Annotated in this window: 19 protein-coding genes; 9 read left to right on the top strand and 10 right to left on the bottom strand. The window is 42.0% G+C overall.

Features of this window, described 5'->3' with window-relative positions:
- Positions 1-980: 980 nt before the first annotated feature.
- The 4 genes from EIP89_RS11755 (at position 981) to EIP89_RS10060 (ending at position 3,856) form a co-directional block, all read left to right on the top strand.
- Complete coding sequence (locus EIP89_RS11755) at positions 981-1,172, top strand: DEAD/DEAH box helicase family protein (RefSeq protein ID WP_371851067.1); 192 nt, start codon at positions 981-983, stop codon at positions 1,170-1,172.
- 389 nt (positions 1,173-1,561) lie between these two features.
- On the top strand, positions 1,562-1,747 hold the full coding sequence (locus EIP89_RS10050; protein WP_124398552.1) for a hypothetical protein: 186 nt from the start codon (positions 1,562-1,564) through the stop codon (positions 1,745-1,747).
- 1,374 nt (positions 1,748-3,121) lie between these two features.
- A complete protein-coding gene (locus EIP89_RS10055; protein ID WP_124398553.1) occupies positions 3,122-3,442 on the top strand; it encodes a hypothetical protein in 321 nt (106 codons plus the stop codon).
- A gap of 42 nt (positions 3,443-3,484) precedes the next feature.
- Complete coding sequence (locus EIP89_RS10060) at positions 3,485-3,856, top strand: GxxExxY protein (RefSeq protein WP_124398554.1); 372 nt, start codon at positions 3,485-3,487, stop codon at positions 3,854-3,856.
- Positions 3,857-4,369: 513 nt separating this feature from the next.
- Here EIP89_RS10060 and EIP89_RS10065 read toward each other — a convergent pair.
- Positions 4,370-5,056 carry a M15 family metallopeptidase gene (locus tag EIP89_RS10065; RefSeq protein ID WP_124398555.1) on the bottom strand — a complete coding sequence of 229 codons (687 nt, stop codon included), beginning with the start codon at positions 5,054-5,056 and terminating at the stop codon, positions 4,370-4,372.
- Between the two features lie 86 nt (positions 5,057-5,142).
- Positions 5,143-5,319, bottom strand: a complete 177-nt coding sequence (locus EIP89_RS10070) for a Lacal_2735 family protein (protein ID WP_124398556.1) — start codon at positions 5,317-5,319, stop codon at positions 5,143-5,145.
- 178 nt (positions 5,320-5,497) lie between these two features.
- Between EIP89_RS10070 and EIP89_RS10075 the strand changes: the two genes are divergently transcribed.
- From EIP89_RS10075 to EIP89_RS10090, 4 genes are read left to right on the top strand one after another with little or no spacing between them, the layout of a single operon-like run.
- The gene (locus EIP89_RS10075; RefSeq protein ID WP_124398557.1) at positions 5,498-6,784 is read left to right on the top strand and encodes a methylmalonyl-CoA mutase family protein; all 1,287 of its coding nucleotides are present in this window, start codon (positions 5,498-5,500) and stop codon (positions 6,782-6,784) included.
- A gap of 8 nt (positions 6,785-6,792) precedes the next feature.
- Complete coding sequence (scpA, locus tag EIP89_RS10080) at positions 6,793-8,934, top strand: methylmalonyl-CoA mutase (RefSeq protein WP_371851068.1); 2,142 nt, start codon at positions 6,793-6,795, stop codon at positions 8,932-8,934.
- Positions 8,931-9,794, top strand: coding sequence for a peptide chain release factor N(5)-glutamine methyltransferase (gene prmC, locus EIP89_RS10085; protein ID WP_124398559.1), 864 nt, complete (start codon positions 8,931-8,933; stop codon positions 9,792-9,794). The genes scpA and prmC overlap by 4 nt, the downstream gene beginning before the upstream one ends.
- Positions 9,791-11,278, top strand: a complete 1,488-nt coding sequence (locus EIP89_RS10090) for a hypothetical protein (protein ID WP_124398560.1) — start codon at positions 9,791-9,793, stop codon at positions 11,276-11,278. The genes prmC and EIP89_RS10090 overlap by 4 nt, the downstream gene beginning before the upstream one ends.
- Positions 11,279-11,286: 8 nt before the next feature.
- On the opposite strand, the gene EIP89_RS10095 is transcribed toward EIP89_RS10090, so the two are convergent.
- The 8 genes from EIP89_RS10095 to EIP89_RS10130 form a co-directional block, all read right to left on the bottom strand.
- On the bottom strand, positions 11,287-12,036 hold the full coding sequence (locus EIP89_RS10095) for a pyridoxine 5'-phosphate synthase (RefSeq protein ID WP_124398561.1): 750 nt from the start codon (positions 12,034-12,036) through the stop codon (positions 11,287-11,289).
- Positions 12,033-13,061 carry a quinone-dependent dihydroorotate dehydrogenase gene (locus EIP89_RS10100; protein WP_124398562.1) on the bottom strand — a complete coding sequence of 343 codons (1,029 nt, stop codon included), beginning with the start codon at positions 13,059-13,061 and terminating at the stop codon, positions 12,033-12,035. Before EIP89_RS10100 ends, EIP89_RS10095 begins: the two co-directional genes overlap by 4 nt.
- A 261-nt stretch (positions 13,062-13,322) precedes the next feature.
- Positions 13,323-13,526 carry a hypothetical protein gene (locus EIP89_RS10105; protein ID WP_124398563.1) on the bottom strand — a complete coding sequence of 68 codons (204 nt, stop codon included), beginning with the start codon at positions 13,524-13,526 and terminating at the stop codon, positions 13,323-13,325.
- Between the two features lie 94 nt (positions 13,527-13,620).
- Positions 13,621-14,280, bottom strand: coding sequence for a YggS family pyridoxal phosphate-dependent enzyme (locus tag EIP89_RS10110; RefSeq protein ID WP_124398564.1), 660 nt, complete (start codon positions 14,278-14,280; stop codon positions 13,621-13,623).
- Complete coding sequence (locus tag EIP89_RS10115) at positions 14,277-15,632, bottom strand: FAD-dependent oxidoreductase (RefSeq protein WP_124398565.1); 1,356 nt, start codon at positions 15,630-15,632, stop codon at positions 14,277-14,279. The genes EIP89_RS10110 and EIP89_RS10115 overlap by 4 nt, the downstream gene beginning before the upstream one ends.
- Positions 15,629-16,897, bottom strand: a complete 1,269-nt coding sequence (gene kynU, locus EIP89_RS10120) for a kynureninase (protein ID WP_124398566.1) — start codon at positions 16,895-16,897, stop codon at positions 15,629-15,631. Before kynU ends, EIP89_RS10115 begins: the two co-directional genes overlap by 4 nt.
- 81 nt (positions 16,898-16,978) lie before the next feature.
- Positions 16,979-17,863 (bottom strand): glucosaminidase domain-containing protein, encoded by an 885-nt coding sequence (locus EIP89_RS10125; protein WP_124398567.1) that lies wholly within the window; start codon positions 17,861-17,863, stop codon positions 16,979-16,981.
- A complete protein-coding gene (locus EIP89_RS10130) occupies positions 17,796-18,755 on the bottom strand; it encodes a 1-aminocyclopropane-1-carboxylate deaminase/D-cysteine desulfhydrase (RefSeq protein ID WP_160160583.1) in 960 nt (319 codons plus the stop codon). The genes EIP89_RS10125 and EIP89_RS10130 overlap by 68 nt, the downstream gene beginning before the upstream one ends.
- Positions 18,756-18,806: 51 nt before the next feature.
- Here EIP89_RS10130 and meaB point away from each other — a divergent pair, with 51 nt between their 5' ends.
- A complete protein-coding gene (gene meaB / locus EIP89_RS10135) occupies positions 18,807-19,814 on the top strand; it encodes a methylmalonyl Co-A mutase-associated GTPase MeaB (protein WP_245966143.1) in 1,008 nt (335 codons plus the stop codon).
- Positions 19,815-19,981 lie beyond the last annotated feature (167 nt).

Genomic DNA, 19,981 nt, shown 5'->3' on the forward strand with positions numbered 1-19,981 from the left:
TTATCAAATCGAAATCACTACACCCAAGACGAAAGAAACCATTAGCAAAGTAATCCTTTTAACAGAGGAGCAAAAAAAAGTAGCTTCAATCTTCAATTTTGGGTGTTAAAATGCGGAAGTCAGGAGAAAGTATTTTTATAAAAATCTCCTTAGTTAAAAAATTGTAAGTCTTGATCTTAAATGTTTTTTCTTTTGTGATTTTTCTTAAGTTAAGGATAAATTAAAAATGTTTAAGGTAATGCTTTTAGATAATTAAGACAAGACTCGATGAAAACGATTATTACAGTGTTTATGCGTTTATCAAATCCAACGTACAAAGAGGTTCATTGTATGTAGTAACAGGCTACTTTTCGATTAATGCACTTGCAGGATGTATTGTGAACTTAAAGATTTGGAGAATTTTAATTAAATTCTTAGGAATTTAATTTAAGACGAAAATGATGTGAATAAGATCATAGATCTTTTAGAAGGAAATGATGGCATCTCAAGTGGACTGTAATTAAGTCATTCGGTTAAAAATGCCGTGAATTTTCTTAACCAGCAAAAAGTTTAAGTTAAAAATATTCAGAAAAATTTTTGCCATGCGAAAATGTATATTTATTCAGATAAATAAAAAACTAAAAACTTTTTGATTTTAGGAAGTTCTAATTTAACTGATGCAGGGTTGGTTAAATAAGATAGTTTGAATATTTAATTAAATATCACAAAACTCGATTATGAAGATGAATTTAAAAATTAAATAAATTGGTTTAATGAACAATGGGATTAGATAACTATTGATACTATTCAACTAAAAGATAAATCAAAGAAAAAAGTTAAAATTATTATACCGATTTTAATATAAAATCTATAAAAAACACACTCCTCATGACTTATACTACAAAGTTCTGTATGAGATGTTTAAGGATGATCTTATTCATCATTCTATTGATATTGAATTTAAAAGAGAAATAGCTCATTTATAAGAAACTACTATTTTTATAACACTTTATTCCCATCAACAAAAGGGTGTTGTCAATTTAATTAAAATGCTTCAAAAATGTAATGGGATAATTTTAAATTGTATAGTGGGTTTAGGTAAAACTTGGACTGTCTGTTTTGTAATGAAATATTTTGAAGTAAAGGGCTATAAAGTTCTCTTATTATGTCTAAAACAATTTTCAAATAACTAGCAGTAGTAAAGAGTTGGTAATCGAAGCATATTTAATAGAGATGAAATAGACTATTACATACGTTAATATACCGATTTACAAAAAGGTGATTTGATCGATATAATGCTAAAAGTCTTCGTATCTTTCATTCTCTACCGAAATTTTTAATCGTAATTGATAAAAGTCATAATTTACGTAATGATAAAACTTCTCGTTATATGTTTTTAATTGAGAATTAACTATTACCAAGTGTTACAAGTAGATATGTTAATGTTTTACTTTTTTCGGCAAAATCTATCAATAATAAATTGATAGATATTCAAAATCAATTCAAACTTATTGCAAGAGGAAAAGGTGATGGGTTAAGAATACAGACCTAGAAGTTATTAGTCTCGAAAGTATTTTTAAAAATGTACATAAAGAATTTAACAAATGGGAAAAATAAAGATAAAATAATTGCTGGCTTTACTTCAAAAAAGTCAAAGAAATTCGTAAATTTAGCAGATTCACTTAATGTTGCAAGGACTCGAAAACTCATCGAAGGAGAATTTGGTCAATTAAATTTTCTAAAAAAGGAAGCACCTATTAATGAATAAGTTACACATGAAAATATAGGTAATTTAAAATTTTTTGTCGATATTCTAAATGAAATTAGTATTAATCTGACTGCATACAGACCAGCTGATTATATTTCTGATGAGGCATCTAAAAGTGTTTTGGAAGATAAGAAACAGCGCTAAATGTTCTTGTAAAAAGAATGTATATCCTTCTTATAAAAGTTTGGAGTCTAGTTAATTTGCTTTCGAAAGAACAGTTTAAAATATCTTGCAACATCATCAAAATAGACTGTAAAAGGTAAATATTTATCTTTAATATAAAAAAGACTTCGACTTGAGTGAGGACTTTTTTCGAGGAAGAAAAAGAAGAAATCGAAGAAACTGCTGCTGAAATCGATGAACCTGATAATGAGGAATAAAAATTTACTTTAGGAAAAAAAATGCCGATAAACTTATCTGAATTAAGCATTATTAATCTTATTAGAAATCATTTAGAAAAAGATATAAAATAATTAATAATTCATAAAGATATTCCTGGTCTTTATAAAAGTGATTTTAACTCTTGATTGATTACTGATCCAAAGTTAGAAAGGCTTATATTCTTTTAAAAATAAAAAAAAGACAATAAATAAAAACGTTTAAATCTTTACTGATTACATAGATACTTGAAAGTTTCTTTACAACGAATTATTATATTACGTGTTTAAAATATTGCATATATTTCTGGAACAATTACTGAAATATATAACGTATATTAAGGAGAGAATTTTGAACCATTCTTAGAACGATTTATTTCCTATACATAACTTTACAAAAAGAAAGAATGAACCGAGCTTTATGAAAAAACAGTTCACGTGATTTATTTGATGAACTTGGCAAGTGGTTTGATTCTTATTAAGAATGAAAAAATATCATTAAAGAAAATGATAAGAAAAACTGGCTAATAATAATGAATCCTATAAATGTTTTAGTTGCTTCTGATTGCTTAAGTGAAGGTCAAACTTTACAAGATTGAGATTATGTGATTATTTATAATATTCGTTAGAATCCAGTTCGTTTGAAATTAAAAATGGGATATATTGACTTCTTATCCTGTTCTATTAAAAGCGATTAAGGAATCCATTTATGGCCTTAAGAAAATATGAAGATTATTTAAATCAAAAATCTCGTGCTGAGTGCACAGGCATAAGAGTCACACTGAATCCACCCATTAATCACAAATAAAGATAAAATCAAAAAAATAGAAGCATTAATGGACAAGATTTTAGAAGCGAAGCAGCAGAAGACTGTAGCCCACACCACGGCATGGGTACGTGAGATTGACCGCTTAGTAAATGCCTTGTATGATTTGATGTAAGAGCAATAGGGGATTGTATAAAAAACTCATTAACTCTGTGTAACTCTGTGCCCTCAGTGGATGAAAAAAACCACCACGGAGAACTCAGAGTGCACGGAGAGGAAAATGAAAAAACTCTGTGTAACTCTGTGCCCTCAGTGGATGAAAAAAACCACCACGGAGAACTCAGAGTGCACGGAGAGGAAAATGAAAAAACTCTGTGTAACTCCGTGCCCACTGTGGTTAAAAAAAACCACGACAGAGAACTCAGAGTGCACGGAGAGGAAAATGAAAAAACTCTGTGTAACTCTGTGCCCACTGTGGTTAAAAAAAACCACGACAGAGAACTCAGAGTGCATAGAGGGAAAATTGAAAAAACTCCTTACTCAATTTGGTAAAAAAATAATACATTTGAATTATAAAACTAAAAATGGAAGTAAATGATAGAAAATGAAATCACAGATAAAATCATTGGATGTGCTTTAGAAGTACATAAGTTTTTAGGTCCTGGGTTGCTAGAGAGCGCATATGAAGAGTGCTTATATTATGAATTAAAAAGCTCAGGAATAGAAGTAAGAAAGCAGGTCGTTTTGCCAGTAGTTTATAAAGGAATCAAGCTCAATGCTGGATATCGAATTGATTTATTGGTAGAGAATAAAGTTATTGTTGAAATTAAATCTGTTGATGCCATTTTAGACATTCACAAAGCACAACTCATGACTTACATGAAATTGGCAAGTATTAAAGTTGGTTTGTTGATGAATTTTAATGTAAAGTTGTTAAAAGAAGGAGTAGTTCGTTGGATTATTTAGTAAAAATCAACATCGAAAAGTTCTTAGAGTATAAAGAAGGAAAATTAAAAAAATCCCTGAGCCCACTGTGGTTAAAAAAAAAACCACGACAGAGAACTCAGAGTGCACTGAGAGGAAAATGAAAAAACTCTGTTAACTCCGTGCCCATTGTGGTTAAAAAAAAACCATGACAGAGAACTCAGAGTGCACTGAGAGGAAAATGAAAAAACTCTGTTAACTCCGTGCCCATTGTGGTTAAAAAAAAACCATGACAGAGAACTCAGAGTGCACGTAGAGGAAAATGAAAAAAACTCTGTGTAACTCTGAGCCCACTGTGGTTGAAAAAAAACCATGACAGAGAACTCAGAGTGCACGTAGAGGAAAATGAAAAAACTCTGTGTAACTCTGTGCCCTCAGTGGTTAAAAAAAACCACCACGGAGAACTCAGAGTGCACGTAGAGGAAAATGAAAAAACTCTGTGTAACTCTGTGCCCACTGTGGTTTATAAAACACAGAAGAATAAAATTTCATTCATCACCTCTCTTCAGGTAGGATAGACAATACGTAATTGTCAATCACATTCAGCGATTTGGCTATTTCAGCGCCAGAAAATCCATAAATATCGTCATACGATACCATCAACCGATAAGCCCATAAAAAGAGGTCAGCCAAGGGCTTATACGACCAATGCCACTTTTCTTCGAAATAGCCGCTACTACGAGTGTCGTCAAAAGACGTGTAGGGCTGAAAAAAGCCATACTTCCAAGCATTTTCGCGTAGCCACTTGTACACGCGTTGTCCGGCAGGGGTATTGAAATATTCTGGATCCACGGAATTCAGATCGAAGTCAGTTCCCCAGTGGTGGCGCGATGTGCCGGGCATGCTCGAGTATTGCAAAATGCGATGAACGCGGTCGAATGGAGTACCAGCAAATTTGTGATATTTGTTCTCCCAGATCGTTTTTTGGCGCGCATAGTTTCGTGTGGAGGATACAATGGTCAGCGTAATCCCGTCCCTCTGCGCTGCTTGAGCCATTTTATAAAAAGCTTCGGCAACTTCCTTTCGCAAATAATGATTAGGATGATTGGCGTATTCTGTTTTGATTCGCACAAAATCTGAGTGTGTTTCTGGATCAAAGCGACCCAAGAGCTCTTCTTTAGTGTATTGGCTATGACCTAATGTTGTAATTATAAAGAAAAAAATGATGGCACAAACGCGCATAAAGTTGACTTTTTTTCAAAAGTCGAAATTTTTGCGTTGGTTACGTATTCAATGAAAAAAAATTATTTAGATGTCTTTGTTAATTGTCAATGAGTTGCTTTCATCTTGTCGATTTCGTCACTGATTTTTTTCGCCTCCTTTAAAAGTTCTTCACTTTTTGCTTTGTCGATTTTGCTTAAGCGATAGGCTTCAATTCTCAATTCTTCGTATTTTTCGTATAATTCTTCGAGTTTCGATTTTTTCTTGAGTAGGCGGAAAAGCATCAGTGGTAGAGTTTGTGCAAATATTCATTTTCAAATTTGGATCTGATTAAAGATTCTTAAGGAATTTCGAATTATTGGCAAAGATTTATAAATTCTTGATGTAAAATGGTGTTTACAACCACTGCATGGGTCGGGCGCGATATGGCGTAATTTAGCACGGTCAATTTATGATGAATCCATGGACTTTAATTTGCACTTTGACAATCAAACCTACAGCGACTGGTTAAAACTTTGGTTGAAAGAGTCTGGAGGCAAGCAGCCGGAGGAGTTTGTCAAAAAACTGGATCGAGGGGTTGAACTAAAGCCGTTTTATCACTATTCCGAAAATAAAAACCCTCAATACACGTCAGATACGCTTCATGAAATTGCTGTTTCAGAATGGGTGGACCTTCCGGAAGAAAAGGATGAATATGTAAACGCTTTTATTTTAAAGGCCTTAAATTCAGGTGCATCTGGTTTATACCTCAATGTGTACAAGCAGCCCAATTGGGAGCTTTTGCTCAAAGAAGTAGGATTGGAGTACATTCAAACAACCATTGACTTCAAAACAGATTTTCACAAGGGTTACCGCAGTTTAGAAGCCTTTTTATCACTCACGCGCAATGAAAATTCGGCGAAAAAAGTTTACGTAGTACTTCCCTGGCATGGCCATCAAGAGGTTTTTAGTGAGACACTGCAAGAAATTCAAACGGATTTTCACGGTTTGCTGGTCGACCTTGCTGAGCCTTTAGAAGCGGGTTTACCCCCGGGCCTGGTATTGGCACTCGGACTCGAAATCCTCAATGCTATCAGGCAAACCAAGCCACAAATGTTGCAGCACACAGGTTTTTTAACTGCCACTGTGGGAAATACTTATCAAGATTTGGTTTTTAATCGGGCTTTAAAAATATTGGTTAAGGCGTGGATCGAAAAAGCAAATATTCAGATTGACAATGTGTACATCCATACACGCACGGGTCGGATGGATATGGGCTCGGCCGACGTGTATAACAATTTGATTCGCAATTCGATTAAAACACTTTCTGCCATTATTAGTGGCACAAATTCGGTTACGGTACTTCCGTACAACTACTTTAAAACTTCTGCTGATTCTGATGCCTTGAGATGGGCGCGAAATCAAGCCTTGATAGCTATTTACGAATCAAAACTCACTTATTACAGCGATCCGGTTGCAGGCAGTTATGCACTGGAAAGTTTGACAGAACGTTTTATCGATGCGGCACTTGAATATCAAAACGAGATACAGCAGTTTAAGACTCTATCAGATCTTTTTGAATCAAGTTATTACAGCGATGCTCTTTCACAGGCGCGCCAAACCATCCTTGAGGAGTATAAGAATGGTAACAAAGTAATGGTAGGTATATCGAAGTACAGGCCTACCAATGAGCAAGTGGAAGAGCTAAAAAAAGCGTTCAGAGAGGGATCGCCTTTTGAGCCATTTGTAATCCAAAATCACTTGGCATGAAAATTTTAATTGACAAAAACGACATTTTACATGTGAAGCCAAACGGGAAGAGAAGTGCGCAAAACACAGTACGTCAATCTCCTGAAGGCATTGAAATCCCACACCTAGCTGAGCAGAAGTTGCTGGAGGGTGCGGTTCACTTGGGCTATGGCGCTGGTCAACCACCGTATTTGCGTGGTCCTTATGCCAGCATGTATGTAATAAGACCATGGACAATCCGCCAGTATGCCGGCTTTTCTACGGCTGAGGAATCCAATGCCTTCTATCGCCGAAATCTGGCAGCTGGTCAAAAGGGGCTTTCCGTGGCCTTCGACCTTGCTACACATAGAGGCTACGACAGCGATCATCCTCGCGTGGTGGGCGATGTGGGTAAGGCAGGTGTAGCTATAGACACTGTTGAGGATATGAAAATACTCTTCGATGGCATCCCGCTCGACCAGATGTCGGTAAGTATGACGATGAACGGTGCGGTGATTCCAATCATGGCTTTTTACATCGTTGCAGCTGAAGAGCAAGGGGTTAGCCCTGATAAACTCTCGGGTACGATTCAAAACGATATCCTCAAAGAATTTATGGTGCGCAATACGTATATCTATCCGCCGGGTCCGTCGATGCGCATCATTGGCGACATTTTTAAATATACGGCACGCCACATGCCGAAGTTTAACAGCATATCCATTTCAGGCTATCACATGCACGAGGCTGGCGCTACGGCCGATTTAGAACTGGCTTACACATTGGCCGATGGACTCGAATACTTACGCACGGGCATACATGCAGGGCTCGACATCGACGACTTCGCTCCTCGCTTGAGTTTCTTCTGGGCGATAGGTATGAATTTCTTTATGGAAATCGCCAAAATGCGCGCCGGTAGAGTGCTGTGGGCCAGTATTGTGCGAGAATTTAATCCTAAGAATCCGAAATCGCTTGCCTTGCGCACTCATTGCCAAACATCGGGTTACAGCCTTACAGAGCAAGATCCCTTTAACAACGTAACCCGTACAGCTATTGAAGCTCTCGCGGCAGGCTTTGGAGGTACGCAGAGTTTACATACCAATTCCCTTGATGAAGCTATAGCACTGCCCACAGATTTTTCGGCCCGCATAGCTCGCAACACTCAACTCTATTTGCAATACGAAAGTGGAATTTGCGCTACGGTCGATCCTTGGGCTGGTTCGTATCATGTAGAGTATTTGACTCACCAACTCATCCAGAAGGCTATTGGACACATTCGCGAGATCGAAGAACTCGGGGGCATGGCCAAGGCGATCGAAGCCGGATTGCCAAAGTTGAAAATCGAAGAGGCCGCTGCGCGCAGGCAAGCCATGATCGAGAGCGGCAGAGAGTGGATTATCGGCGTAAATGTGTATCAGCCTGAAAAAGAGACCGAAATAGAGATATTAGAGGTAGATAATCAAGCTGTACGCAATAAACAAATTGCGCGCATTAATGAAATTAAAGCTTCACGCGATACACAGGCAGTAGAGGCTGCTTTAAAGCGCATCACCGATATTGCTGCTAATCGCATAGAAGGCAATTTATTGGAGGCTGCGGTAGAGGCTGCACGCGCCAGAGCCACCCTTGGTGAGATATCGCTGGCTATGGAAAAGGTATTTGGACGCTACCAGGCTGTAGTAAAAACCATTTCAGGAGTCTATGCCCAACAAATGAAAGAAAATGAAGCCTTTAAAAAAGCTCGAAAATTGGTAGAGCAATTTATTGAGGTCGAAGGTCGTCGGCCGCGCATTATGGTGGCCAAAACAGGTCAAGATGGGCACGATCGTGGGGCTAAAGTGGTCGCTACTTCCTTCGCCGATCTTGGCTTTGATGTAGATGTGGGTCCGCTGTTTCAAACTCCGGAAGAAGTCGCCAAACAAGCCGCAGAAAACGACGTGCACATCCTGGGAATATCGAGTCTGGCCGCTGGTCACAAGACTTTGGTCCCCGCCGTAATCGAAGAACTTAAAAAGCTGGGACGCGAAGATATCATCGTGATAGCCGGTGGCGTGATACCCCGCCAGGATTACGACTTTTTGTTTGAAAAGGGCGTTGCCGGGGTTTTTGGTCCGGGTACGAATCTGGCTGAAGCTGCCATACAAATTCTGGAAATGATGTTAAAAGCCAAAAGGGAATTAAATAACCTTCAGTGAATGTAGCTGATTTTAAATCCAAGGCTTTAGGCATATTATCCACGATGTATGACCTCTCAGAAGCTGAAACATTAATTAGATATGTATTAGAAGATTTTGCGGGGGTAAAAAGATGGCAGCAGTGGAGTGATGAGACAGTACAATTGAGCCAAGACCAAATTTTCAAACTGCAAGAGGTACTCGACCGATTGTGCAAAGGCGAGCCTTATCAGTACATTTTGGGTAAGCAACTCTTTGCCGGTCAATGGTTTGAGGTAAATGGCAATGTGCTTATTCCACGTCCTGAAACAGAGGAGCTCTTCCAGCTGGTAGTTGAGTGGTGTAAAAAAAGATCTTTTGCGCCTGATACGATTATTGATCATTGTACTGGTAGCGGATGTTTGGCAGTTTCGCTGAAAAAAGCCTTTCCAAACGCTCGTGTGATGGGCACTGACGTTTCAGAAAAAGCACTTGATGTAGCTAAAAAGAACGCTAAGGCTCTGAATGCGCCAGTAGAATTCATACAAGTGGACTTGTTGAAACCCGATGTAGCACAACACTTGCCTGAAAGCGTTGATGTAATAGTCTCAAATCCTCCATATGTGTTGTTATCAGAAGCAAAAGCTATGCATGTGAACGTATTGAAATATGAGCCCCATATTGCACTTTTTGTGCCTTATGAGGATCCTTTAATATTCTATCGAAGGATTTTAGAAATATCTGTAAATACACTTAATCAAAAAGGTTTGATGGCATTTGAAATTAATCCATTGTATTACAGTGAATTAAAAGAATTGTTTTCTAAATTTTTTCTCGTTGAACTTTTGAAAGATCTATCCGGAAAAAACCGATTTTTATTCGCAACAAAACAGACTAAATGAAATTCTTGTATCTACATAAATTCCTGTTATTTGGATTTTTAGGTTTTGGACAATCAGAATTAAACACCTATTTGAGCGATTGGAGTAGAGCAGGATTAATTACTTCTGATTTTAAAACGGCGAAGGTTGTAAAGTTATCGCCCCATGCCGATACATCTGTACCAGTAAATGAAAGTTTTGAGAGTGCCTTTAAGGCATTGGGAGGAAAACCAGGAATTATTTTGTTAGCCGAAGGCAAATACTTGATTACAAAAACATTACAAGTACCATCAAATACACTCATCAAAGGAATGGGCCCAGGAAAAACGGTGGTGTATATCAACAACGGAGGCAATGGACATGGCTTTAGCGTAGAGGGAGGATTGGAAGGCGCTCGATATGCTATCGTTCCGCCGAAGAAAGGCGATCGCACCATCAAAGTACTGGAGCGCATTCCAGAAAACGTGCGCTGGATTCGTTGGATTCGCGAAGATCAAGATTTGTGTAAGGCCAATTGGTGCTATTCGATGACAGGGCAGTTTTTCCTCATTGAACGGCGGAAGGGCGAAGTTCTTTATTTACACGACGCCATTCGCGACAGTACGCGTCCTACGGCCAAACACGTAGTAGCAGTAGTGCAGCCGGCTGAAAATGTGTTCTTTGAAGATTTTACCCTTATACGGCTCGATCGCACCAGCAGCCAGTCGTCCAATTTTCACTTTAACTATGCTGTGAACTGTCGGGTTTCGGGTGTTGAGAGCTTTTACACCAACTATGCCCATGTAGAGGCGCGCAACAGTGCTCACATCGAAGTATCAGGCTGCTATTTTACCCTGTCACATGGCTATGGAGGGGGTGGTAGAGGTTATGGCACTATGATACACCTTGGGTCGGTCAATTGTCTTGTTTTAGACAATACTTTCGATGTATTGCGACATGCAATGATTACGCAAGCCGGAGCCAATGGGAATGTTTTTGCTTTTAATTATTCCATCAATCCACGCCAAACAACTACCCTGTTTGGAATCGACATTGAAAATGGCCTAACTGGCGATATGGTGTTACATGGCAATTACACCTATGCCAATCTCTTTGAAGGAAATCGGGCTGTGATGGCAATAGCTGATAACGCGCACGGATTTTCTGGGCCGAATAATGTTTTCTTTAAAAATCACATTGGTCGAAATGGATTTTCAGTGACAGAACCCAATACCCATCGCATCGCGCTTCTAAACAACCGCATTGATGGTCCGGTGCTTCTCTTTTTTGGACAAAATCACCTGGAATTCAATACGATTACTACATCTTCTATCCGCAGACCTGCGGATTTGGGCATAAAAAACCTCACATCAGCGCTGAGGCGCATGCCCAAAAACTTTCAGAAAGAATACCTCGACGCTACAAGTTTACATGCCATATCCTTGCCAGCAGAAGTGCGCTATCATACAACTTTAAGAGCTTCAGCCGAGTATTCCTTTAAAATTCCCAGGCTACGGTTGCGATGAGGATTGGATTACTGGCTTAATCCATTACCCTCAGCTGCTAAAGCAATTTGGCGGAGATACATCTGAATGGTATTTTCTAGGCCGTAGTACAGGGCATCAGAAATAAGGGCGTGTCCGATGCTCACCTCAAGCAGGTAGGGTACTTCAGCCACGAAGTAGCGGAGATTCTCCAGATTTAAGTCGTGGCCTGCATTTACGCCAAGTCCAAGGCTGTGAGCGATTTCTGCGCACACGGCATAGGGCGCTACAGCGTTTTCAGGGTTGCGTACAAAACCGCGAGCATATTCTTCGGTGTAGAGTTCTATGCGGTCAGAACCAGCTTCAGCGGCTCCTTTGATGTCTTCTTCGTTTGTTTCGACGAAAAGTGATACACGCGCACCTGTTTTTTTAATGCGCTCGATCACCTGTTTTAGGAAATCTAAATGGGCATAGGTGTCCCATCCGGCATTGGAGGTCAGCACACCTGGAGGGTCGGGCACAAGCGTCACTTGATGTGGCTTTACTTCTTCAATGAGAGACAAGAACTGCTCTGATGGATACCCTTCGATATTGAACTCAGTAGTGATAATTGGGGCTATTTCGCGTACATCGCTATAGCGAATGTGACGCTCATCTGGCCGTGGATGAACTGTGATGCCCTGAGCACCGAAGCGCTGGCAGTCGATGGCTGCCTGAAGTACGTTTGGTATGTTGCCCCCTCGTGCATTTCGAAGGGTAGCTATCTTGTTAATGTTTACGCTCAGTTTTGTCTGAATCATTTTTTCGAAAGATTTTTTACAATTCGTTGAACCATTTGGGGACCTTCATATACAAATCCAGTGTACACCTGTACGAGCCTTGCTCCCAGGTCGAGTTTGCGCCGAACATCCTCGGCCGTAAAAATGCCGCCGACGCCAATCAATAAGGTATCGGAAGAGATCTTTTTCGCAATTTTACCCAAAACTATATCTGAAATTTTTTGGATGGGTAAGCCTGAAAGGCCACCGGAACCCATGGATTCCACTTGATTTTTTGAAGTTTTAAGCCCTTCTCTCGAAATGGTAGTGTTGGTGGCTACGATGCCGTCAAGGCTTGTATTGGCACACACTTCGGCAATATCGTCGATTTGTTCGTCGGTGAGGTCTGGTGCAATTTTTAATAGAACAGGTCGATAGGTAGTTGATTGCATGGGATGCTTTCGCAAGTGCGTGATGATTTCTTCCAGCGGCTTTTTGTCCTGAAGGGAGCGCAGACCAGGGGTGTTGGGCGAACTGACATTTATCGTGAAGTAATCGACCTGAGCATGGAGTGCTTCGAAGCAAGCGATGTAATCACGCAGGGCTTCTTCGTTTGGAGTGATTTTGTTTTTACCAATATTTCCACCGATAATTAGGTTTCGGGGTTTTCCTTGTTTCAGCCGAGCAGCTAAGGATTGAGCGCCTTCGTTATTGAAGCCCATGCGATTGATCAAGGCCTTATCGGCAGGTAAGCGGAAGAGGCGCGGTTTGTCGTTTCCGGGTTGGGGCAGAGGAGTAACGGTACCGACTTCGATAAACGAAAATCCTAATGAGGCCAAAGGATACAGGTATTTTCCATCTTTGTCAAAGCCGGCTGCTAGGCCAACCGGATGCCGAAAGTTCAGACCTTTCCATTCAAAGGGTTGGAAATCAGAAGTTAAAAAGGTGGTTTTTAAGATAGTTTCGCCGAAAGGAAGTTTGTAAATCGTTTTGAGCGTTTCCATCGTAAAGTGATGTGCGCGCTCGGGTTCAAGAGCAAAGAGCAATCGGCGAAGAATGGAATACATGTTAAAAGAATTGCGGTGCAAATATCTGCTTAATGAGGTAATTAATTTGGACGAGAGCTTACCTTCTACACGAGTGGAGAATTAAGATTTAAAACTCTGAATAATATGCATCAAGAATGTTTTAGGGAGAGAACAGATTTTTAATGAGTAAACTGAAGATTTTCACGAAAATTTTCTTTGTAGAGTCTAGTAAATGAGGACTACACCCGCAGAAATCGCTTAAAAGTGTCGAGGGAGTTTTAGTTTTAGTAGAAGTTTTTATCAAAATCTGCAGTAGGGCACACTTGCTGGTGATAAGGTGGGCGCGCAAGTCCGATGTTCGAAGGTGAAGAGATGGCGCACCGAAGTGTAGGTGCAAAGTGTAACCTGATGAAATGTTTCTTTTGCGTCAGCATTTTTGAGCTCTTTTGAAAAGCTCAATCCATACGAAGTCAGCCAGGTATCTTTTAATCTATTCAAGACCATACGAAGGTGCATTTTAGGCCCCTTGTCTGGACAAGCATAAGTTGCTGCCTTTGAGAGAACATTCTAAACCATATGCTTAAAAAAGAAAGATTTTTTAACGGGCGCCAAAGATGGCGCTGCCCACGCGAATCATATTGCTGCCGCAGCGAAGGGCAATCGGATAATCACCGCTCATGCCCATCGAGAGGGTATCGATTGGCATAGTGGGAAAAGTGCTGCAGAGCTGGTCGTACACGCTCTTGAGGTGGCGAAATTCAGATTCGATTTTTGAGGCATCGTCGGTATTTGTGGCCATACCCATAAGGCCGCGCAGTCTCACGTTTGGGTAGAGGCCTTGGTGAATCTTTTCGGCCAGTTGCAGACATTCGTTATCGTCGAGACCAAATTTGGTGGGTTCGTCCGCAATGAAGACTTGCAAGAGGATGTCGATGGAGCGATTTGCGCGCAGGGCCTGCTTTTGAACTTCTGTGAGAAGCTTCTCGCTGTCGATGCTGTGAATGAGGTGGATAAAAGGGGTGATGTATTTAACCTTGTTGGTCTGTAGGTGGCCGATCATGTGCCATCGGATATCTTTTGGTAGTTTTTCGGCTTTTTCGACCAGTTCTTGCACGCGATTTTCGCCGAAGTCTCTATGGCCGGCGTGGTAGGCTTCCAGTATTTGTTCAGGTGATTTGAATTTAGACACGGCCACAAGGGTAACGTTTTGGCCTATTTCAGAGCGAATGCGTGCGAGATTCTCAGCTATGGCGCTCATAATACAGGTTGAATTTCGCGAAGTTTGGCAATAATAGCTGCTTCGACTTCAGGACTATCCCAGTTAGATTCGATGTCGGGACGACTCATGATGTCGGCCATAATTTGGTCGTGCACTTTGCCAAGGGCGAGTGCTTCAGAATAGCGCATATGGCTGAAGGTGACCATAGAGTAAAGGGGTGTCCAAAGTTCAGGATATTTCTGCTGGATACGGGCCTCGATTTTTTTCTGAAGCAGGAATTTGGGGTCAGCGGTGAGGTCGCGCATTTCAATAAAGTTACGCAGGGCGAGCTCTGCAATGGCGTCACCGTCGGGTTTGCGAAGTTTTTGGTACTGTTCAAGGGCTGCCGGCCAATCGGCGGTATGGTCGAGCAGTTGGAAGAGTACATCTACATCTTCGAAACCGCAATTCATTCCTTGGCCATAGAAGGGCACGATGGCATGGGCTGCATCACCGATCAGAGCGGTGTGATTGCGTACCCATGGATAGCAACGTATGATGCAAAGAGACGATACAGGATTCTGCTGCCATTGCTGGTCGAAGTCGGGCATGAGCTCAAGAGCATCAGGGAAGGTTTGCCGAAAAAATTCGCGTGCCTTCTTTACGGAATCAAGAGCTGAGAAGGAGTTGTTGCCTTCGAAGGGCAAGAACAGGGTGACGGTGAAGGATCCGTCGATGTTTGGCAATGCGATAAGCATAAACTCATGGCGTGGCCAGATGTGCAGGGCGTTGTTTTCAAGCAAAAAGCTGCCACCCTCTCCAGCAGGTATTGTAAGCTCTTTATAGCCGTGCGAGATATACTGCTGCTGGTAGTCAAACCGGTCAGTCTTCATCATTTCACCTCGAATGGCTGAGAATGCCCCATCGGCACCGAAGATGTAATCAGCTTTGACAACCACTTCATTTCCGGCTTCATCCAGAAATTTTACCTCGTTCGTTTCGAAGTCAACATCCACGCACTTGTGATTGAAGAAGAGTTCCACATTTTCATAGGCGTCGGCAGCATTGAGGAGCAAAATGTTAAGACCTCCGCGCGATACAGAATAAATAGCCTGTCCGGGTTGTCCGTAGGGCTGACGTACATAGCTGCCATCAGGCTGGTGGAGCCCTCTATGATACATGGGCAGCGCTATTTGGCGCACTTTTTCTTCAAGACCTACACCGCGAAGGGCCTTCCAGCCGCGGTCGCTGAGGGCCAAATTAATAGATCGACCGGCATAGATATTCGTCTTGCGGGCATCGGGACGGCGTTCGAAGAGGCGGACGCGATGACCTCTTTCAGCAAAATACACAGCTAGGAGTGAGCCTACTAGTCCGCCACCGGCAATTACAATGTTTTTTTTGGTGTTCATTTTTTGTGGATTAAAATACCTTTTTCTATGATTTCCAAGGTTTTAAAAATGTCTTCAAAAGAATTGTAAAGAGGTACAGGTGCCATGCGAATCACATCGGGATAGCGCCAATCGACTACCACGCCGTGTTGCGTGAGATGATCAAACATTGCTCTGCCATAGCCCTGGAAGATTACGCTGAGCTGGCAGCCCGATTTTTCATTTTCGTAGGGAGTAAGAATACTAATGTCAGCGTCGTAGGCATCTTGTAATTCGCATAAACCATTGGCTAGCAGCGTGGTAAGTGTCCGGCTTTTGGAGCGAAGGGCTTCCCAGCCGGCTTCAGCAAACATGGGCAATGAGGCCAGCAGGGGCGTCATTGACAGAATGGGAGGATTTGACAGCTGCCATGCCTCTGCCGTAGAAATAGGCTCAAAGTCGTGAGGCATCTGAAAGCGCGTAGCCTTCGAATGTCCCCACCAGCCTTCAAATCTTGGAAGCTCTTTGCCGTGATGTCGCTCGTGTACAAAAATACCGGCCACAGCTCCCGGACCGCCGTTCAAATACTTATAGCTGCACCAGGCTGCAAAGTCTACACCCCAGTCGTGTAATTTGAGGGGAACATTACCAACGGCATGGGCCAGGTCCCAACCTACCACAATGCCCCGCTCACGGGCGAAGTGGGTAACTTTCTCCATATCGAATACCTGACCGGTGTAATAATTCACCCCGCCCATCAGCAACAGAGCCGTATCGTCGGAATGTGCATCAATGAAGTCGAATAAAGTCGATTCAGATATAATTCCATGAGAATCTGTCGGAATTTCAACCACCGCATCTGGATAACCGTGAAAGCGCGCCTGGCTTTGAAGTGCATAGTAATCGCTCGGAAAAGCTTTTGTTTCGCATAGAATTTTATACCGCCATTTAGTAGGTCGATAAAAAGAGACCATCAGCAAGTGCAGATTGGCCGTCAGTGTATTCATAGCTACTACTTCAGTGGGCAGCGCACCTGCGATGTAAGCCAGGTATTCAGTCAGCAGTTCGTGATAGGGCATCCACTGACGGCGGGCGTGCGTATGGCCGTCTACCCCGAGCGTTGCCCAGTCGTCGAGCTCCTCGATCAGAAGCTCGCGCACAGCTTTCGGCTGAAGGCCGAGGGAGTTGCCGGTGAGATATACTTTTTCGTTACCTTTTGGAGTTGTGGGTATATAAAATTTGGAGCGGAAGTCCTTTAAAACATCGACCTCATCGGCCTTGTGAACGTCAAATGATTTCCATTGCATGTGGACAAAGGTATAAGGCTAGTTTTCATTTAAAATGCAATACAGGACTATTAAGTTTAAAAAAATAAAAAGCCACTGAGGTTAATCGTTTTTCTTATATCCCCTCAAGTAGAGCACGTCGCCGGGTTTAGGCTGTTCGCCGGCTTTCATATGGTTGCGTTTGTACAAATATTTGAGCTTGATGCCAAACTGTTGGCTGATTTTGTACATGTCGTCTTCGGGTTTTACGGTATAAGTCTTCACCTTGCGGGCACGGCAACGCTTCGGCTGTAAGAAGACAATGTCGCCCGGCTGCAGGGCATACGTATAGTTATGCTCGTTGTACTTTAAAAGGTATTCTACTTTGGTATCAAATTCTTCGGCGATCGACTCCCAGGTATCGCCTGCTACAGCTATTACGTATTTTATGCGGTTTTCGTGGTATTTCAAGCGTTTTTCTGAAACCACCAAAGAGCCAAGTGCTTCTTGGTCGATGATGTAGAGCTGATAATCTTCGATGATTTTTATGAGCAACTCGGGATAGCGCGGATTTGTTGCATATCCGGCATCTTTTAATCCATAAGCCCACGCTTTATAATCGTAGATGGGCAGGGAAAACAATTTGCGATAGCGCTGTCGCTCGCTTAGGAAGAGCGAATGGTCGCGGTATGACTCCTCTACAGATTTGTATTTACGGAAGCACTCATTTTTCTGGTCGTCGTCGTGGTATACGGTTGGACCATCCCATTCGCGGTGGCATTTAATGCCGAAGTGATTGTTGGCTTTTACAGCTAGGACGCTTGTTCCATCTGCTGATTCAAGAGCTGCCTGTGCAAGTTTGATGCTTGCTGGTATCTTGTAGGTCTTCATCTCTTCGATGGCCAGCAGTTTGTGCTTTTGAATGTACTCCAAACGGCGTTTATTCAGGTTTTGGCCCATTAATGGCCAGGTGAGTAGCAGAGAGATGAGCCACAAGAGGTGTTTCATAGGCCAAATGAAGCTTTTTCTTTTTAATTTGGGGCAATATACCTATCATTCCTTGCAGTCCACCGGTGTGAATCCACAATTTTCGTACACCCGACGGTGAATTACTGTGGTGAATAAACGCATATAATGACTTGGCCGTGTACACCAGGTCGGTCATAATTCCCGATTCCAGATAAAATTCATTGGCAAATTCGAGCAATTCTGCAGTCCATTTAGCGTAGCCTCCGAAGTGATAATCATCAGCAAAAGCCAGATTTTCAGGAACTTTTATACAGTAAAGTGACATAAAATCGCTTAAAAGTTCTATTCCATTAACTTTGAGTACCGGAACGGCAACTACGCGGGTATGTGGAGCAGCAAGTGCTACGCCTAAGGCTGTTGTTAGGGTACCTGCCGCTAGCCATATTTCGTCATACTTTTCAAAAGTGTTTTTATAGCTTAATCTCACACCCTCGACTCCAATTGGTCCCTTGCCGCCTTCTGGCACTGTAAGCCAATTAATGTTAGATGATTGACCTAAATTTTTACTTCTTCGGTAAGCATCGGAACTCATTTTCTGGAGCTGCATACCAAGCCGTTGACACATTTCAAGGGAGGGTGTATTTTGACACAATCCGCGCACATAAGCTCGACACGGAATTTTAAATGTATAAGCTGCAAACGCAGTGGCAATTAGGTGATTTGAAAACGGACCGCCAAAGGTTTCAATGCCCTTGTTATTCTTAAGAGCTTCTCTCAAATAAAGCCAAAGTTTGCGCAACTTATTCCCTGAAATGACAGGATGTATCAAATCGTCGCGAAGAACCTTAAAGTGCTTTCCCTGAAATTCAACATCCTGTATTTCAGTTTTTAGCCAACTTGAACGAAGGAAGTTCTCAAAAAAAGCATTCATTTCAGAACTTTCATCAGGCAAAGAACCGGTAAAGTTTGCATAGTTTTGGGCGTGCTTAATCCGAATTTTAAATACCATCCCAGCGAGCTGCCATCGGCAGATGAACTTTTTGAAGCTTTAAAAAATGGTGACAGGCTTGCTTTGGCAAGAGCCATTTCGCTTTTAGAAAGCACAAATCCGTCGCATCGAAAGTTGGCAGCAGAACTCATACGCCGAAGCGTGGAGGTAAAAACGGATACGCTGCGTATCGGAATCTCGGGCGTACCGGGCGTAGGAAAGAGCACATTTATCGAGGCATTCGGCAATTTTTTGATCGATGAATTTGGTTACCGAGTGGCTGTATTGGCCATTGATCCCAGCAGTCAAACGGGTGGCGGAAGCATTATGGGCGATAAAACGCGTATGGCTCGCTTAGCTTCAAGGCCAGAGGCCTTTATACGCCCTAGTCCATCTGGAAATCAACTGGGCGGTGTGAATCGCACCACGCGTGAGTCGTTGCTTCTGTGCGAAGCAGCAGGTTTCGACGTCATTTTGGTCGAAACAGTGGGTGTGGGACAAAGCGAAACTGCCGTTTATCATCTCACCGACTTTTTTATGGTTCTAATGCTGGCAAATGCCGGTGATGAACTCCAGGGCATCAAGCGCGGCATCATGGAACTCGCCCATTTGGTGGTGATTAACAAAGCTGATGGAGAAAACCTTACAGCCGCTCGAAGGGCAGCTGCAGAATATGCCCGAGCCCTGCACCTTCTGCAAGCCGGACAGTCGCAATGGAGCCCGCATGTTTGTACGGCAAGTGCTTTGACAGGCGCCGGAATGGCTCAGGTATACGACTTCATCGACCAGTATCGACGTCTGACACATGCCACCGGATACTGGAAGCAAAATCGCCTTTTGCAGCAGAGCTATTGGTATGAGCAAGCCATTGCCAGCGCATGGAGATATTTCTTGCAAAAGAATCCGGAGAAGTTTCAAATCTATCAGCACTTAAAATCCTTAGTGGAGTCTGGTGAGGTCGATCCTTTTTTAGCTGCTGAAGAACTCTTTGAGGATTTGTAAAATTTCGATTGAAGCAGTTTACTTACACTTCTGCGGTGCCCAAATTCCTTAGGCATTTTGACTTTAAAGCCACCGTTAAAATCAGCTTTTTAAAATACTTCACAGGCTAGTTAAAATTTCTTCACTCTAAAAAATTCAGTGATTGGATTGCATTATCTGATTATATT

The organism is Thermaurantimonas aggregans (genome assembly GCF_003851885.1).
Taxonomy (GTDB): Bacteria; Bacteroidota; Bacteroidia; order Flavobacteriales; family Schleiferiaceae; genus Thermaurantimonas; species Thermaurantimonas aggregans.

Coding starts and splice junctions, on each gene's coding strand:
- EIP89_RS10050 (WP_124398552.1), top strand. CDS start 1,562: ATGTACATAAAGAATTTAACAAATGGGAAAAATAAAGATAAAATAATT.
- EIP89_RS10060 (WP_124398554.1), top strand. CDS start 3,485: ATGATAGAAAATGAAATCACAGATAAAATCATTGGATGTGCTTTAGAA.
- EIP89_RS10065 (WP_124398555.1), bottom strand. CDS start 5,056: ATGCGCGTTTGTGCCATCATTTTTTTCTTTATAATTACAACATTAGGT.
- EIP89_RS10070 (WP_124398556.1), bottom strand. CDS start 5,319: ATGCTTTTCCGCCTACTCAAGAAAAAATCGAAACTCGAAGAATTATAC.
- EIP89_RS10075 (WP_124398557.1), top strand. CDS start 5,498: ATGGACTTTAATTTGCACTTTGACAATCAAACCTACAGCGACTGGTTA.
- EIP89_RS10090 (WP_124398560.1), top strand. CDS start 9,791: ATGAAATTCTTGTATCTACATAAATTCCTGTTATTTGGATTTTTAGGT.
- EIP89_RS10095 (WP_124398561.1), bottom strand. CDS start 12,036: ATGATTCAGACAAAACTGAGCGTAAACATTAACAAGATAGCTACCCTT.
- EIP89_RS10100 (WP_124398562.1), bottom strand. CDS start 13,061: ATGTATTCCATTCTTCGCCGATTGCTCTTTGCTCTTGAACCCGAGCGC.
- EIP89_RS10105 (WP_124398563.1), bottom strand. CDS start 13,526: ATGGTCTTGAATAGATTAAAAGATACCTGGCTGACTTCGTATGGATTG.
- EIP89_RS10110 (WP_124398564.1), bottom strand. CDS start 14,280: ATGAGCGCCATAGCTGAGAATCTCGCACGCATTCGCTCTGAAATAGGC.
- EIP89_RS10115 (WP_124398565.1), bottom strand. CDS start 15,632: ATGAACACCAAAAAAAACATTGTAATTGCCGGTGGCGGACTAGTAGGC.
- kynU (WP_124398566.1), bottom strand. CDS start 16,897: ATGCAATGGAAATCATTTGACGTTCACAAGGCCGATGAGGTCGATGTT.
- EIP89_RS10125 (WP_124398567.1), bottom strand. CDS start 17,863: ATGAAACACCTCTTGTGGCTCATCTCTCTGCTACTCACCTGGCCATTA.
- EIP89_RS10130 (WP_160160583.1), bottom strand. CDS start 18,755: ATGAATGCTTTTTTTGAGAACTTCCTTCGTTCAAGTTGGCTAAAAACT.